The organism is Streptomyces sp. NPDC002643, assembly GCF_053592555.1.
The window spans coordinates 158,590-174,805 of sequence record NZ_JBSFVY010000023.1; the positions used below are offsets into that span (position 1 = coordinate 158,590).

Here is a 16,216-nt window from a genome sequence, read left to right on the forward strand (position 1 = left end):
CGGGACTCCAACACCACGTACGGTAGCGCAACAATTGATATACCAGCTGCGGTGCGAGGCTGTGCGCCCGTCTTCGGCGTCAGGCCGGCCGATCATCGGCCCCCGGAAGCCCGCGCGGGAGACTCTTGACGGCCCGCCCAAGGTGCATCTACAACTGATATACCAGTCGTATTCTTCTAGTCCGCCAAGGGGACCGCATGAGCCTCTCCCAGCCGCTGACCCTGTTCGACCCGGAGGTCGCCGCCGCGGTCGACGCGGAACTCGCGCGCCAGCAGTCGACGCTGGAGATGATCGCGAGCGAGAACTTCGCGCCGCCGGCGGTGATGCAGGCCCAGGGCTCGGTCCTGACCAACAAGTACGCCGAGGGCTACCCCGGAAGGCGCTACTACGGCGGCTGCGAACACATCGACACGGTCGAGCAGTTGGCGATCGACCGGATCACCGCCCTGTTCGGCGCCGAGGCGGCCAACGTCCAGCCCCACTCCGGTGCCCAGGCGAACGCGGCCGCGATGTTCGCCCTGCTCCAGCCCGGTGACACGGTCCTCGGCCTGGACCTGGCGCACGGCGGGCACCTCACCCATGGCATGCGGCTGAACTACTCCGGCAAGCTCTACAACGTCGTCCCGTACCACGTGCGCGAGTCCGACCTGCGCGTCGACATGGACGAGGTCGAACAGCTCGCCCTCGCCCACCGGCCCAAGCTGATCGTGGCGGGCTGGTCGGCCTACCCCCGGCAGCTGGACTTCGCCGCCTTCCGCCGGATCGCCGACAGCGTGGGCGCCTATCTGATGGTGGACATGGCGCACTTCGCCGGTCTCGTGGCCGCCGGGCTCCACCCGAGCCCGGTGCCGTACGCCGACGTCGTCACGACCACCACGCACAAGACCCTCGGCGGTCCCCGAGGCGGGGTGATCCTCAGCAGGGCCGAGCTGGCCAAGAAGATCAACTCGGCGGTGTTCCCCGGTCAGCAGGGCGGTCCGCTGGAGCATGTGATCGCCGCGAAGGCGGTCGCCTTCAAGATGGCCGCGAGCGAGGAGTTCCGCGAGCGGCAGCGGCGCACGCTGAAGGGCGCGAAGATCCTCGCCGGGCGGCTGCTCGCCGACGACGTCGCCGAGGCGGGCATCACGGTGCTCACCGGGGGCACGGAGGTCCACCTCGTCCTGGTGGACCTGCGGGGCAGCGCCCTCGACGGCCGACAGGCCGAGGACCGGCTGCACTCGGTCGGCATCACCGTCAACCGCAATGCCGTGCCGTTCGACCCGCGCCCGCCGATGGTGTCGTCCGGGCTGCGCATCGGCACCCCCGCCCTGGCCACCCGCGGCTTCGGCGACGTCGAGTTCCGCGAGGTCGCCGACATCATCGCCCAAACGCTGAAGCCCGAGCAGCTCTCCGCCGACCAGGCCGAGTCGCTGCGCGGCCGGGTCGCGAAGCTCGCCGCCGCGTTCCCCCTGTACTCCCAGCTGAACGGAGCCTCGGCATGACCGGCACGGCGCTCCCGGACCACCCGGACTTCCTCTGGCGCAACCCCGACCCCGAGCCGTCGTACGACGTGGTGATCGTCGGTGGCGGCGGGCACGGCCTGGCCACCGCCTACTACCTGGCCAAGAACCACGGCATCACCAACATCGCCGTCCTGGAGAAGGGCTGGCTCGCGGGCGGGAACATGGCCCGCAACACCACGATCATCCGCTCCAACTACCTGTGGGACGAGAGCGCGAACATCTACGAGCACTCCCTGAAGCTGTGGGAGACCCTCGAAGAGGACCTCGACTACCCCATCCTGTTCAGCCAGCGCGGCGTCCTGAACCTCGCGCACACCCTCCAGGACATCCGCGACAGCAAGCGCCGCGTCCACGCCAACCAGCTCAACGGCATCGACGCCGAGTGGCTGGAGCCGGACGAGGTCGCCGAGGTCTGCCCCATCGTCAACGTCTCCCCCGACGTGCGCTATCCGGTGCTCGGCGCCACGTACCAGCCGCGCGCCGGCATCGCCAAGCACGACTACGTCGCCTGGGGCTACGCGCGGCGGGCAGACGCGTACGGCATCGATCTGATCCAGAACTGCGAGGTGACGGGGATCGATGTGACGGACGGCCGGGTGACGGGCGTACGGACGACCCGTGGCCGTATCGCCGCCGGGAAGGTGGCGCTCGCGGGGGCGGGGCACTCCTCCGTGCTGGCCGCCATGGTGGGTCTGCGACTGCCGTTGCAGAGCCACCCGTTGCAGGCGCTGGTCTCCGAACTGCTTGAGCCGGTGCACCCGACGGTCGTGATGTCCAACGCCGTCCATGTGTACGTCTCCCAGGCGCACAAGGGCGAGCTGGTCATGGGCGCGGGCATCGACAGCTACAACGGCTACGGCCAGCGCGGCGCGTTCCACATCATCGAGCGCCAGATGGCCGCCGCCCTGGAGCTGTTCCCGGTGTTCGCCCGCGCCCACATGCTGCGCACCTGGGCCGGCATCGTCGACACCACCCCGGACGCCTCCCCCATCGTCGGGCTCACCCCGGTCGAGAACCTCTACCTCAACTGCGGCTGGGGAACGGGTGGTTTCAAGGCCACGCCCGGTGTCGGCTGGTGCTACGCCCACACCATCGCCACGGGCGAGCCCCACCCGTACAACGCGCCCTTCACCCTGTCCAGGTTCGTCACCGGCGCACTGGTCGACGAGCACGGCGCGGCCGCCGTCGCACACTGACGCGTCCGAGGAGACCCCCGATGCAACTCATCACCTGCCCCTGGTGCGGCGAGCGCGAGGAAGCCGAGTTCCACTACGGCGGACAGGCACATGTCCCGTACCCCGCGAAGCCCGCCGAACTCGACGACGAGCAGTGGGCCCACTACGTCTTCTTCCGCGACAACCCCAAGGGCCCGTTCGCGGAGCGGTGGATGCACGCGGCCGGATGCCGTCGCTGGTTCAACGCCGTGCGCGACACCGCCACCCACCAGTTCCTGGCGACCTCCCGCCCGGGCGACGACGGTCAGGAGGCCGGCGCATGAGCAACCCGTTCCGTGTCGACGGCCTCGGCTCCGTGGACCGTGCCAGGACACTGTCGTTCACCTTTGACGGCTCCGAGTACACCGGCCACCCGGGCGACACCCTGGCCTCGGCTCTGCTGGCCAACGGGGTCCACCACGTGGCCACGAGCATCAAGTACGGGCGTCCGCGCGGCATCATGACCGCGGGCGTCGAGGAGCCCAACGCCCTGGTGCAGATCGAGGCCCCCTTCCCCGAGCCCATGCTCACCGCCACGACCGTGGAGCTGTACGACGGCCTCGTCGCCCGGGGCCTGCGCGGACAGGGCCGACTGAGCACCGAGCCCGACCCCGCCCGGTACGACACGATGCACGCCCACTGCGACGTGCTGGTCGTCGGCGCCGGGCCGGCCGGTCTGTCCGCCGCCCTGACCGCCGCACGGGCCGGTGTCCGGGTCGTGGTGGTCGACGAACTGCCGTCCGCCGGGGGCTCGTTGCCGGGCTCCCGTGAACTCCTGGACGGCACGCCCGCCGCCGCCTGGGTCACCGCCGTCAGGGACGAACTCTCAGCGGCGGCCGATGTCCGTCTGCTCCAGCGCACCACCGCCATCGGCTACTACGACGACGGTCTCGTCCTCGCCCTGGAGAAGCGCACCGACCACCTCGGCGCGGACGCGCCCGCCCATGTCTCCCGTCAGCGCGTCTGGCGCATCCGGGCCAAGCAGGTCGTGTTCGCCACCGGCGCCTACGAGCGGCCCATCGCGTTCGACGACAACGACCGTCCCGGCGTCATGCTGGCGGGCTCCGCCCGTACGTACCTCAACCGCTTTGGTGTGCTTCCGGGCCGCGAGATCGCCGTGTTCACCACGAACGACAGCGCCTACCGCGCGGCCATCGAACTCGCCGACGCCGGTACCCGCGTCGGCGCGGTGATCGACGTACGCCAGAACGTGCCCGCGCACTGGCGTGAGGCGTGTGCCGCGCGCGGTATCGAGGTGCGGGCCGGGCAGGTGGTGACCGGAACGACCGGCGCCGAGCGGATCACCGGCGTCCGGGTCGGCTCCGAGGAGATCGGCTGCGACCTGCTGCTGGTGTCGGGCGGCTGGAACCCGGCGGTGGCGCTGTTCAGCCAGGCTCGTGGCGCGTTGCGCTACGACACCGGCCTGGGCTCCTTCGTGCCCGTCGCGGCGCTGGACGCGGTGCGTACGGCGGGTGCCGCGAGCGGGGTTCTCGGGACGGCCGGGGTTCTGGCGGACGGCAACGAGGCTGCCGTACAGGCGCTGTCGGCGCTCGGCAGGTCCGCACAGCCGATCCCGCTGCCGACCGTCGCCGCCGAGCCCGCCGGTGTACCGGGCTCGGTGCTCTGGCGCATCCCCGGCGACGGCGATGTCCAGTTCGTCGACCTCCAGCGTGACGGGACCGTCGCGGACGTGCTGAGGGCCACCGGGGCGGGTCTGACCTCGGTGGAGCACGTCAAGCGGTACACCACCATCGGCACCGCCCACGACCAGGGCCGCACCTCGGGCGTCCTCACCTCCGGGATCATCGCCGAGGCGGTGGGCGTGGACATCGCCGGGCTGGGAACCCCCAAGCTCCGGCCACCCGCGCTGCCCGTGGCGTTCGCCGCGTTCGCGGGTCGCAACCGCGGTGAGCTGTTCGACCCGGTCCGGGTCACCGCCCTTCATCCGTGGCACGTCTCGCGGGGTGCCCTCTTCGAGAACGTGGGCCAGTGGAAGCGGCCGTGGTACTACCCCGTCGCCGGCGAGACGATGGACGAGGCCGTACTGCGGGAGTGCCGGGCCGCCCGTGAGGGCGTCGCCATGATGGACGGCTCCACCCTCGGCAAGATCAGCGTCCAGGGCCCCGACTCCGGCGTCCTGCTGGACCGGCTCTACACCAACCTGATGAGCACCCTGAAGGTCGGCCGGGTCCGTTACGGCGTGATATGCGGCGCCGACGGCATGGCGCTCGACGACGGCACGGTGCTGCGCATCGCCGACGAGGAGTTCCTGGTCACGACGACCACCGGCAACGCCGCCAAGGTGCTGGACTGGATGGAGGAATGGCTCCAGACGGAGTGGCCCGAGCTGCGGGTCCACCTCACGTCCGTCACCGAGCACTGGGCGACGATCCCGCTGGTCGGCCCCCGCTCGCGGGACGTGCTGGCCCTGGTCGCGCCCGCGCTCGACGTGAGCAATGCCGCCTTCGGCTTCATGACCTGGCAGGACACCGTCGTGGCGGGCGTCCCCGCCCGGGTGGCGCGGATCAGCTTCTCCGGTGAACTCGCCTACGAGATCAACGTGCCCGCCTGGTACGCCCGTTCGGTGTGGGAGGCCGTGTACGCGGCGGGCGGTCCGTTCGGCATCACCCCGTACGGCACGGAGACCATGCATGTGCTGCGCGCGGAGAAGGCGTACCCGATCATCGGGCAGGACACCGACGGCACGGTCACCCCGCAGGACCTCGGTATGTCCTGGGTGGTGTCCAAGAAGAAGGACGACTTCGTCGGCAAGCGGTCCTTCAGCCGGGCCGAGAACCAGCGCACCGACCGCAAGCAACTGGTGGGCCTGCTGCCGGTGGACGAGTCCACCCTGCTGCCGGAGGGCGCCCAGATCATCGCGACCGAGACGGTGCCCGCGCCGCCGGTTCCGATGCTCGGGCACGTGACCTCCAGCTACCGCAGCGACGCCCTGCGGCGCACCTTCGCCCTCGCCCTGCTGCGCGGGGGCACCGGGCGCATCGGCGAGACCCTCTACATCCCGTTGGAGGGCCGCACCGTGCCCGTGCTCGTGACCGACCCCGTGGTCTTCGACAAGGAGGGAAGCCGCCGTGACGGTTGACGCCCCCAACACCCCCGGCACCCCCGACGCTCCGGGCTCCGCCGGCTTCCCCGGCTTCCCCGGCTTCCCCGGCTCCGCCGACGCTCCACCCTCCCGTTTCAGCCCGCTCGGCGCCTGGCAGGAGGCCTTCGGGCGGCTGCCCGCCGGCTTCCAGGTCCGGGAGCTGCCGTACCTCACCCAGCTCAACCTGCGGGTGACCCCGGACAGCCCGGCGGCGAAGGCGGTCGAGTCGGTGCTGGGTGTGCGGCTGCCGTCCGCCTCGCGCGCGGAGCTGTCCGGTGAGGTGAAGGCCCTGTGGCTGGGGCCCGACGAATGGCTGCTGGTCGCGCCCGCGGACACCGGGGACACGCTGGTCGAGCAGCTGAGGTCCGCGATCGGTGAGGAGTTCGCCACCGTCACCGATGTCTCCGCGCAGCGCACGGTGCTGTCCCTGCGGGGGCACCTCACCCGCGAGATCCTGGCCCAGGGCTGCGCCCTCGACCTCGACCCGCGCGTGGCCCCCGTCGGCGCCTGCTACACCACCCTGCTCGCGCAGACCGGGATCACCCTGGTCGTCCGGGGCGAGGCGGCCTCCAGCGCATGGCTCCTCGTCCGCTCCTCCTTCGCGCCCTACACGGCGGCGTGGCTGGTCGACGCGGCCACGGAGTACGGCGGAGGCACCGGATGAAAGGACCGTCGGCATCGAGCATGCGGGAGACCGGGGCCGACATGACCGGGGCGGACATGCAGGACAAGTACGAGGAGACCGCGCGTGGCGGTCTCGCTCTCCACGTGGTCGAGTGCTGAGGAAACACCGGCTGAAGCCCTATATGCAGATCCTCTCGGACCAGTTGTGCAAGAGCCCGGAGGGCCGTGCCATCAACATCCCGCAGAAACGGAACGTGTGCACCGTGACCACAGCGACCGTACTGTCCGGCTCCGCAGCCGCGGCGGACATCAAGCGTGAACTCGCCGCCCGCGTCCTCGCCCTGCGGGAACGCGGCATCGTCCCCGGGCTGGGCACGATCCTCGTCGGCGACGACCCGGCCAGCCGCTCGTATGTGGGCGGCAAGCACCGGGACTGCGCCGAGGTCGGCATCGCCTCGCTGCGCGTCGATCTGCCCGCCGACGCCACCCAGGCCGATATCGAGGCCGCCGTCCTGCGCCTCAACGCCGACCCCACGTGCACCGGCTTCATCGTGCAACTGCCCCTGCCCGCGCACCTCGACATGCACGCCGTGCTGGAGCTGGTCGACCCGGCCAAGGACGCGGACGGGCTCCATCCGACCAACCTCGGCCGGCTCGTCCTGGGCATTCCGGCGCCGCTGCCCTGCACCCCTCGGGGCATCCTCGACCTCCTGCGCCGCCACCAAGTCCCCATCACCGGCGCCCAGTTCTGTGTGATCGGCTGCGGTGTGACCGTCGGCCGGCCGCTCGGACTGATGCTCACCCGGCGCACGGAACACGCCACCGTCACCCTGTGCCACGAGGCCACCCGCGACATCGCCGCGCACACCCGTGCCGCGGACGTGGTCGTCGCCGCGGCCGGTGTGGCACACCTGGTCCGGCCCGACTGGATCAAACCGGGCGCGACCGTGCTGTCCGTCGGGCTGACCCGCACCGTGGAGGGCATCCTCGGCGACGTCCACCCCGACGTCGACCGGGTGGCCGGCACCCTCGCTCCCCCGATCGGCGGCGTGGGGCCGATGACCCGCGCCATGCTGATCACGAACATCGTCGAGGCGGCGGAACGCCAGGCCACCGCCGAGAGCGCCTAGTCACTCGGTCACAGCCACTCCGCCTGTCCGGAAATCAAACGGCACGTTCACGCTTCAGTCCGTCGCCTCTCCCCTGCGACGGCCGACCCGTACACCGCGGAGACCCGGCCGATCCGGCGTCCCACCGGACCGACGCCCCACCCATTTAGTAGCCATGTACGGTACCTGTCGTGAGTGATCTGTCGAACGCCACCCCCGGCCATCTGGTCTGGCTTCTGTCCAACCGCTGGCGCACCGCGATGGACCAGGAGTTGGCGCCCCTGGACCTGACCCACGCCCAATATGTGCTGCTGGCCTCGCTGTTCGGGATGGAGCGCTCGGGTCGGCCGCCGAGTCAGCGGGAGCTCGCCGACCACACGGGCCTGGAGGCGCTGTATGTGTCGAAGCTGGCCCGCTCGCTGGAGTCGGCCGGGTTCGTGCGGCGCACTCGGGACACCGAGGACACCCGGGTCGTACGGCTGGCTCTCACCAAGGAGGGGAGGACGGCCGTACGGCCCGCGATCGACGCCGTACAGGTGCTGCTCGACCGGCTGCTCGCCCCGCTCGGCGGTCTGGACGATCCTCGGACCGGGGACTTCCGGCGCACCCTGATCAGCCTGCTCGACCTCCCACCGACGTAGCCGCCGGCCGCGTGGGGGCCGGTGATCCGGGTGCCCCGGGCCGCCCGCTCGCCCGCCTCGCCTTCCGTCGGGGCCGCCGTATCGTGGAAGTCATGGAGTTCCCGTTCGTGCTCCCGCGGCTGCGCGCACCCTCCGCGAGGACCGGAGAGGTGTCTTGACAGCGCGGAACGGCGGTGTCAGGGCGGCGGGTGTGCTCGCCGACCCGGACGACGACGGGCTCCCTCCGGACCGGACCCAGGCCATCCTCGAAGCGGCGAAAGAGGTCGCGTCCCTGCTCAAGGCCGCCGGGCACCCCTTCGCCCTGGCGGGCGGCGTGGCGGTGTACGCCCACGGCGGACCGGCGACCCTTCAGCACGACGTGGACTTCTGTGTGCTGCCCGAGGACGTCGACGCCGTCACGGCCACGCTGGAGGCGGGCGGGCTCACGGTGACCGAGCCGCCGGAGGACTGGCTGGTCAAGACCCGCAGCCAGGGCCAGGAGGTCGACCTGATCTTCCGGCCGACCCGGGCACCGGTCAGCAAGGAGCTGCTGGACCGGGCCGAGATGTTGTCGGTCCAGTCCGTATGGATGCCCGTGCTCGCCGCGACGGATCTGCTCGTCGGGCGTCTCCTGGCCCTGTCCGAGCACTACTGCGACTTCGGCGCCATCCTGCCGATCGCCCGCACCCTGCGGGAGAAGATCGACTGGCGGCAGGTACGGAACGAGTGCGGCGGCGAACCGATGCCGGCCGCGTTCCTGTACCTGCTGGAGCGCCTCCATGTGATCGAGCCGGAGGAGACCGGCGATGACGGCGTCAGGGACAGCGGAGACAGCGGGGCCTGACCATGGCCCGGGGCCTGACGACGGCCGGGGGCCTGGCAACGGCCCGGGGCCTGACCACGGCCAGGGACCCGGCACCGGAGTGGGCCCGGATGCCGAGGCCGACCGGGACACGAACGCCGAGGCCGGCTCGGACACCGGGGCGGGTCAGGACGCCGAGGTGGGCCAGGGCGCGAACGCCGAGGCGGGCCGGGATACCGGTGGTGGCCATCTCGGGGTGACCGGTGAGTACCGTATCGCCCATCTGGAGGAGCGGCTCGCTCGTGGTGATCTGGCGGAGCTGAGCATGCGGATCGAGGCGCGCGGCGACAGCGTGCACATCACCGGCACCGCCTCCACCGCCGCCGATCGCGAGGCCATCCTGCGGATCGCGGCCGAGGAACTGCCGGGCGTGGCCGTCCTGGCCGACATCACCCTGGCCGACGTCAGCGCGCCGGACCGCCCCGAGGAGCTGTCGTGATCAGGGTCGCGGCCGTCGGGGACATCCATCTGGGGCCGGACAGCGGCGGGTTGCTCCGGCCGGCGTTCGAGACCCTGCCGAACCACGCCGATCTGCTGCTGCTCGCCGGGGACCTCACCCGGCACGGCACTCCGGAGGAGGCGCGGGTGGTGGCCGAGGAGGTGGCGGGGCTGCCGGTGCCGGTCGTCGCCGTACTCGGGAACCACGACCACCACGCCGAGCGCCCGGAGGAGGTGACGGCCGAGCTGCGGAAGGCCGGGGTGACCGTACTGGAGGGCGAGGGGACCGTCGTCGAGGTCGACGGGGTACGGGTCGGGGTCGCCGGGACGAAGGGGTTCGGCGGTGGCTTCGCGGGGCGCAGCGGCAGTGAGTTCGGCGAGCCCGAGATGAAGGCGTTCGTCCGGCACACCCGGGGCCTCGCGGACGGACTGCGGCGCGCTCTCGACGAGTTGGCCGAGGACGGCTGCGCGGTCCGTGTCGCGCTCACGCACTTCTCGCCCGTACCGGACACGCTCGTCGGTGAACCGCTGGAGATCTACCCGTTCCTCGGCAGCTATCTGCTGGCCGAGGCGATGGACGAGTCCGGCGCCGATCTCGCCGTCCACGGCCATGCCCATCTCGGCACCGAGCACGGACTGACGAGCGGCGGGGTCCGGGTGCGCAATGTCGCCCAGCCGGTCATCCGGCGGGCCTTCGCGGTCTACCGGCTGCCGGTGGACCGCGAAGGCTGAGGTGGCGGGCGGGTCGCGGGGCCGTTGCCCCGGCCGGGGGACGGACGGCTTCCGGCAGTCGCGCGGCACCCGGGGCGGGCGGTGAGGTGGGGTACGGTCCCTCGACACCTGCGTGGACGGCGGACGGGAGACCTGCGATGCCCTGGCGATGGTGGTGGGGAGCGGTGACGGCGGCGCTTGTGCTGACGACCGGCTGCGGGGCGGTCGAGGGGCGGCGGACCGCCGCCGAGGACGCCGCTCTCACGTTCGAGCGGGCCCTCGGCGCCCGGGACGGGGCGGCCCTGTGCGCGGTACTGGCGCCGGGGGTTCGCGAGGAGGTCGAGCAGTCGGCCGGGGCGGCCTGCGCGGAGGGGGTCCTCACGGAGGAGATCCCGTCCGCCGTGCCCGGCGGTGTCACGGGCACGGACGGCGCCGAACAAGTCGACGTCAGCGGACGGCAGGCCCGGGTGGTGTTCGCGGCGGACACCCTGTTCCTGTCCCAGTTCTCCACGGGCTGGAAGGTCGTCGCCGCCGGCTGCGCACCCCGCCCGGGACAGCCCTACCAGTGTGTGTTGAAGGGCGGTTGAGGGGAGTTGCGTACGGTGTTCGTGCTGTGTCTGCTGGTGATCGTGGGTGGTCTGGCCTACTGCATCACGTTGGGAGCGCTGCACCGATGAGCGCACGCCGATCCCCGGGCCGGTCCCCGGGCCGGTCCGCGAGGCGGTTCCTGCGGGACAACGGCCTCGGGCTCACCTTCCTGACGCTGTTCGCCCTCGCCGTGATCGGCCAGGCGTTCGCCGGTCGGGCGGACTTCAACAACCAACTCACGGCGGACGGCCTGCAGCGGGTCGGTTTCGGCGAGTACGTGACCTCGTCGGACTTCGCCGTCGACGTCATGGAGAACTGGCAGTCCGAGTATCTGCAGTTCTTCCTCTATGTCTTCCTCACCGTCTGGCTGGTGCAGCGCGGCTCCCCGGAGTCCAAGGAGCCGCACCGGATCGGTGTCGAGTCCGACGAGGAGCAGCGCGTCGGACGGCACGCGGGCCCCGACTCCCCGCGCTGGGCCTCGGTCGGCGGGTTCCGTCTGGCGCTGTACGCCAGTTCGCTCGGCTGGGTCATGGGGGCGGTGTTCGCGCTGTCCTGGCTCGCTCAGTCGATCACGGGTGTGGCCGCGTACAACGAGCAGTTGCTCAGGGAACTCCAGGCGCCCATGAGCTGGTCCGAGTACATCGTGTCGGCCGATTTCTGGAGCCGTACGCTGCAGAACTGGCAGTCGGAGTTCCTCGCCATCGCCTCCATGGCGGTCCTCTCGATCTATCTGCGCCAGCGCGGCTCCCCCGAGTCCAAGCCGGTCGGCGCCGCCCACGCCTCGACCGGCGTCGAGGGCTGACTCCGGGGGGAGCCACACGGTCCCGGTGCGTACCCGCGTACAACGTCTCGCCGCTACGCCGCGACGGTCGGGGCCTCGGCCTCCGTCTTCGCGAACTGCGTCCGATACAGCTCCGCGTACCGTCCGCCCACCGCCAACAGCTCCTCGTGCGTGCCGCGTTCGACGATGCGTCCGGCCTCGACGACGAGGATCTGGTCGGCGGCCCGTACCGTCGACAGCCGGTGGGCGATGACGACGGCGGTACGGCCGTCCAGGGCTTCGGCGAGGGCCTCCTGGACGGCTGCCTCGGAGGTGTTGTCGAGGTGGGCGGTGGCCTCGTCGAGGATGACGACGCGCTGGCGGGCCAGCAGGAGCCGGGCGATGGTCATGCGCTGGCGTTCACCGCCGGACAGTCGGTAGCCGCGTTCGCCGACCACGGTGTCCAGACCATCGGGCAGGGATCGTACGAGGTCGTCGAGGCGGGCCCGGCGCAGGACGTCCCAGAGGTCGTCGTCGGTGGCGTCGGGGCGGGCGAGGAGGAGGTTGGCGCGGACGGTGTCGTGGAAGAGGTGGCCGTCCTGGGTGACCATGCCGAGGGCCCCGCGCAGCGAGGCGGCGGTGACCTCGCGTACATCGACGCCGCCGATACGGACGCTGCCCGCGTCGGTGTCGTAGAGGCGGGGCAGGAGCTGGGCGACGGTGGACTTGCCGGCGCCGGAGGAGCCCACGAGGGCGATGGTCTGGCCGGGTTCGGCGCGGAAGGAGATGCCGTGCAGGACCTCGGTGCCGCCACGGGTGTCGAGGGCGGCGACCTCCTCCAGGGAGGCGAGGGAGACCTTGTCGGCGGACGGGTAGCCGAAGCGGACGTCGTCGAACTCGACGGAGACGGGGCCGTCGGGGAGGTCGCGGGCGTCCGGCCGCTCCTCGATCAGCGGTTTCAGGTCGAGTACCTCGAAGACGCGCTCGAAGCTCACCAGGGCGCTCATGATCTCGACGCGCGCCCCGGCGAGCGCGGTGAGCGGCGCGTACAGCCGCGTGAGCAGCAGGGCCAGGGACACGATCGCGCCGGTCTCCAGGGTGCCGCGCAGCGCGAACCATCCGCCGAGGCCGTACACCAGGGCGAGCGCCAGGGCGGAGACCAGGGTGAGCGCGGTGATGAAGGTCGACTGCGCCATCGCCGTACGCACCCCGATGTCCCTTACGCGGCGGGCGCGTTCGGCGAACTCGGCGGACTCGTCGTCGGGGCGCCCGAAGAGCTTGACGAGGGTGGCACCGGGCGCCGAGAACCGCTCGGTCATCCGGGTCCCCATGGCCGCGTTGAGGTGCGCCGCCTCCCGCTGGAGCCGGGCCATGCGGGCGCCCATCCGCCGGGCGGGGACGACGAAGACGGGGAGCAGGACCAGCGAGAGCAGGGTGATCTGCCAGGACAGGGTGAGCATCACGGCGAGGGTGAGCAGCAGGGTGACCAGGTTGCTGACGACTCCGGAGAGGGTGTTGCTGAAGGCCCGTTGGGCGCCGATGACGTCGTTGTTGAGACGACTGACGAGCGCTCCCGTACGAGTACGTGTGAAGAACGCGACCGGCATGCGCTGCACATGATCGAAGACGGCGGTCCGCAGATCGAGGATGAGTCCCTCGCCGAGCGTCGCCGACAGCCGTCGGCCGAGCAGCCCGAGGGCCGCTTCGGCGACCGCGATGAGGGCGATGAGCACGGCAAGGCGGACGACGAGTGTCTCGTCCCCGCTCGACACGATCACCTCCACGACGCGCCCCGCGAGCACTGGCGTGGCGACGGCGAGCAACGCGGTCACCACACCGATGGCTATGAACCATGCGATACGGCCACGATGTGGACGGGCAAAGGCGCCGATACGGCGTAGGGTCGCCCGGGCGAAGGGGCGGCTGTGCTGCTGGGCGTTCATCATGCCCTGCAGTTGGGTCCAGGCGGTGGTCTCCATACTCATGCGGGCGACGCTAGAACCTCAAGCTTCATTGAGGTCAACACGGCCCACCGATTCGCGGGCCGTCGGACAACCCCCGTCCCCTCGCGCGCAACCCCCCGTTGGTCCGGCGCGGAAAACCTCTCCGGGTGTGAGCGCGATACGACTCCCCCAGGAGCAGGAGCAGGAGCAGGACCGGCAGGGGCCGGACCAGCAGGAGCGGCATGAGCAAGAGCCTGGTCGGGTGGTCGACCGGGAGGGCCGGCCACCGTGGGGCCGTCTCCCGATCCGGCAGATCCTGTGTCTGCTGCCGCTCGTCCTGGTGGCGATCGTCGCCGTGCGCCATCGCTCGGTCCTGATCGAGGGCTTCGCCCATCTCGCCACCGCGCAGTGGTCCTGGCTGGCTGCGGCGGTCGGCGCGACCTGTCTGACCTGGGTCGCGGCGGCCGTGACCCGGCAGGGCGCGCTCGTCGAACGGCTGCCCGCGACACGGCTGCTGGCCACACAGTTCGCGGCGGGCGCCGCCAACCATCTGCTGCCCACCGGTCTGGGCGCGAGCGCGGTGAACCTCCGCTTCATGACGGTGTGCGGGGTGTCCCTGGCCCGCTCGTCGGCGGCCCTCGCGCTGTATCTGCTCGCGGAGTCGATCGCCAGGGTCGGTCTGCTGGTCGCCCTGTTGATCGCCTTCCCCCACGCGCTGCGACTGGGCACCCTCCTCCCCGGGGGCTCCGCGACGGCCGACGGGCTGACCGCTCCCCTGCTGGTCGGCGCCGGCGTCGTCCTGTGCGTGGCCCTGGTCGCGGTCCTGCTCGTACGACGGCTGCGTACGGCCGTGTTCGGGTTCCTCCGCACGGCGTGGGTCGAGGCCCGCTCCGTGCACACGCGCCCGACGCGCGTCCTGGCGCTCTGGGGCGGTTCACTGGCTTTCCCGGCGCTCCAGGCGACCGGACTGGTCATGGTGGGGCTGGCGTTGGGCCTCGACCTCCCGGTGACGCACATGGCCCTCGCGTATCTGGCGGCCACGGTCGCGGTCGCGGTGATACCGACGCCGGGCGGTCTGGGTTCGGTGGAGGCCGCGTTGGTCGTGGCGCTGGTGGCGGCCGGGGGCCCGCCCGCCGTGGCGACGGCGGTGGTGCTGGCGTACCGGATCATCACGCTGTGGCTGCCGCTGCTGCCGGGGGCGTTGACGCTGGGCGCGCTGGTGCGGCTGAAGGTGATCTGAGACACCAGGCGTCGCGACCTCGCCCCGGGACCCCGCGCCCGAGACGGCGCGTTCCGGACATTCGGTCGCGGCCGACGGTCCGTCAATGGCCGATCCCCGCAGGTCCGGTGCCGATCAGACAGCCGGATACGGCAGGATGAACGATCCCGCCCGGTGTCGTACACACGTCCGGGCAAGCGTGATCGTGCATTCCGGATTCGAGCAGGTGGCAAGGTGACGAAACATCACATACGGCCCATGGGTTGCGACATATGGCCCGTCGGTCGCTCTCCGCGTCCTTCGGGAGGCGATCGATGACCCGGGCCCTCACCCTCGACGACTACCTCGTGGCCGGAATCATCCTGGTCGCGGGGCTGGTGGCCGCGTTCCTCCTGCGGGTGCTGCTGCGCTGGCTCGGCGCTCACGCGACGAAGACGCGCTGGGGCGGTGACGACGTCATCGTCGACACGCTGCGCTCACTGGTGCCGTGGGGCGCGTTCATCGGCGGCGCGGCGACCGCCGCGGCGGCGCTGCCACTGACGAAAACCGTTCAGCACCATGTGAACCAGTCGCTGACGGTACTGCTGATCCTCGTCGCCACGATCACCTCGGCCAGAGTGATCGCCGGTCTGGTGCGTACGGTCACCCAGTCCCGGGCCGGGGTCGCGGGCTCGGTGACGATCTTCGTGAACATCACCCGGGTCGCGGTCCTCGCCATCGGCTGTCTGGTGATCCTTCAGACCCTCGGCATTCCGATCGCCCCACTGGTCACCGCCCTCGGTGTCGGTGGTCTCGCGGTGGCCCTGGCGCTTCAGGACACGCTCGCCAACCTGTTCGCGGGCATCCACATCCTGGCCTCGAAGACGGTCCAGCCGGGTGACTACATCCGGCTGAGCAGCGGTGAGGAGGGCTATGTCGTCGACATCAACTGGCGTCAGACGACGATCAAGTCGCTCTCCAACAACCTGGTGATCATCCCCAACGGTCAGCTCGCCGGCACGAACATGACCAACTTCAACCAGCCCGAGCAGGACATGACCCTGCTGGTGCAGGTGGGGGTCGGTTACGACAGCGATCTGGAGCATGTGGAGCGGGTGACCAACGAGGTCGTCGCGGAGACCATGAAGGACGTCGAGGGTGCCGTGCCGGACCATGAGCCCGCCGTGCGGTTCCACACGTTCGGCGACTCCCGGATCGGGATGACGGTGATCCTCGGGGTCGGGGAGTTCAGCGACCAGTACCGGATCAAGCACGAGTTCATCAAGCGGCTGCACAAGCGGTACCGGGCCGAGGGCATCAACATTCCCGCGCCTCGGCGGACGGTCGCGATCCAGTCCGGGGGCGGGGGGCTGGAGATTCCGCATCAGCGGGAGACCGCCGTCGAGGTGGTGGCGCCGTAGGGGTTATCGCCCCCGCCGCCCCTACCCGTCCCGTCCCCAGGGGCTGCGCCCCTTCGACCCCGCTGTTTTCCGGGGGCTGGCGCCCCCAGACCCCCGCGGGGGGGGCGAAAGGAGGGGTGGGGT

At 71.2% G+C, this 16,216-nt stretch carries 15 protein-coding genes; 14 read left to right on the forward strand and 1 reads right to left on the reverse strand.

Going from position 1 to position 16,216, the window contains the following annotated elements; all coding sequences use genetic code 11:
• Positions 1-197 precede the first annotated feature (197 nt).
• The 12 genes from glyA to ACWD4G_RS31055 all read left to right on the forward strand — a co-directional run bounded on the left by glyA (position 198) and on the right by ACWD4G_RS31055 (position 11,573).
• Positions 198-1,481 (forward strand): serine hydroxymethyltransferase, encoded by a 1,284-nt coding sequence (gene glyA / locus ACWD4G_RS31000; protein ID WP_451299228.1) that lies wholly within the window; start codon positions 198-200, stop codon positions 1,479-1,481.
• Positions 1,478-2,698, forward strand: coding sequence for a sarcosine oxidase subunit beta family protein (locus ACWD4G_RS31005; protein WP_451299230.1), 1,221 nt, complete (start codon positions 1,478-1,480; stop codon positions 2,696-2,698). The genes glyA and ACWD4G_RS31005 overlap by 4 nt, the downstream gene beginning before the upstream one ends.
• A gap of 20 nt (positions 2,699-2,718) precedes the next feature.
• Positions 2,719-3,000 carry a sarcosine oxidase subunit delta gene (locus tag ACWD4G_RS31010; RefSeq protein WP_451299232.1) on the forward strand — a complete coding sequence of 94 codons (282 nt, stop codon included), beginning with the start codon at positions 2,719-2,721 and terminating at the stop codon, positions 2,998-3,000.
• Positions 2,997-5,816 (forward strand): 2Fe-2S iron-sulfur cluster-binding protein, encoded by a 2,820-nt coding sequence (locus tag ACWD4G_RS31015; protein WP_451299234.1) that lies wholly within the window; start codon positions 2,997-2,999, stop codon positions 5,814-5,816. The genes ACWD4G_RS31010 and ACWD4G_RS31015 overlap by 4 nt, the downstream gene beginning before the upstream one ends.
• Positions 5,806-6,483 (forward strand): sarcosine oxidase subunit gamma, encoded by a 678-nt coding sequence (locus tag ACWD4G_RS31020; RefSeq protein WP_451299236.1) that lies wholly within the window; start codon positions 5,806-5,808, stop codon positions 6,481-6,483. Before ACWD4G_RS31015 ends, ACWD4G_RS31020 begins: the two co-directional genes overlap by 11 nt.
• A 223-nt stretch (positions 6,484-6,706) precedes the next feature.
• On the forward strand, positions 6,707-7,573 hold the full coding sequence (locus ACWD4G_RS31025; protein WP_451299272.1) for a bifunctional methylenetetrahydrofolate dehydrogenase/methenyltetrahydrofolate cyclohydrolase: 867 nt from the start codon (positions 6,707-6,709) through the stop codon (positions 7,571-7,573).
• A gap of 170 nt (positions 7,574-7,743) precedes the next feature.
• A complete protein-coding gene (locus tag ACWD4G_RS31030; RefSeq protein WP_451299238.1) occupies positions 7,744-8,193 on the forward strand; it encodes a MarR family winged helix-turn-helix transcriptional regulator in 450 nt (149 codons plus the stop codon).
• Positions 8,194-8,347: 154 nt separating this feature from the next.
• Positions 8,348-9,016, forward strand: a complete 669-nt coding sequence (locus ACWD4G_RS31035) for a nucleotidyltransferase family protein (RefSeq protein WP_451299240.1) — start codon at positions 8,348-8,350, stop codon at positions 9,014-9,016.
• Between the two features lie 79 nt (positions 9,017-9,095).
• The gene (locus tag ACWD4G_RS31040) at positions 9,096-9,473 is read left to right on the forward strand and encodes a hypothetical protein (RefSeq protein WP_451299242.1); all 378 of its coding nucleotides are present in this window, start codon (positions 9,096-9,098) and stop codon (positions 9,471-9,473) included.
• Entirely contained in the window at positions 9,470-10,204 is a 735-nt protein-coding gene (locus tag ACWD4G_RS31045) for a metallophosphoesterase family protein (protein ID WP_451299244.1), read from the forward strand. The genes ACWD4G_RS31040 and ACWD4G_RS31045 overlap by 4 nt, the downstream gene beginning before the upstream one ends.
• Positions 10,205-10,341: 137 nt before the next feature.
• On the forward strand, positions 10,342-10,770 hold the full coding sequence (locus ACWD4G_RS31050) for a hypothetical protein (protein WP_451299246.1): 429 nt from the start codon (positions 10,342-10,344) through the stop codon (positions 10,768-10,770).
• An 86-nt stretch (positions 10,771-10,856) separates the two neighbouring features.
• Entirely contained in the window at positions 10,857-11,573 is a 717-nt protein-coding gene (locus ACWD4G_RS31055; protein ID WP_451299248.1) for a DUF6766 family protein, read from the forward strand.
• A gap of 53 nt (positions 11,574-11,626) precedes the next feature.
• Here the strand turns inward: ACWD4G_RS31055 and ACWD4G_RS31060 are convergent, their stop codons facing one another.
• A complete protein-coding gene (locus tag ACWD4G_RS31060; protein ID WP_451299274.1) occupies positions 11,627-13,510 on the reverse strand; it encodes an ABC transporter ATP-binding protein in 1,884 nt (627 codons plus the stop codon).
• Between the two features lie 226 nt (positions 13,511-13,736).
• On the opposite strand from ACWD4G_RS31060, the gene ACWD4G_RS31065 reads away from it, so the two are divergent.
• Positions 13,737-14,714 carry a lysylphosphatidylglycerol synthase transmembrane domain-containing protein gene (locus ACWD4G_RS31065; protein WP_451299276.1) on the forward strand — a complete coding sequence of 326 codons (978 nt, stop codon included), beginning with the start codon at positions 13,737-13,739 and terminating at the stop codon, positions 14,712-14,714.
• A gap of 293 nt (positions 14,715-15,007) precedes the next feature.
• A complete protein-coding gene (locus tag ACWD4G_RS31070; protein ID WP_451299250.1) occupies positions 15,008-16,093 on the forward strand; it encodes a mechanosensitive ion channel family protein in 1,086 nt (361 codons plus the stop codon).
• Positions 16,094-16,216 lie beyond the last annotated feature (123 nt).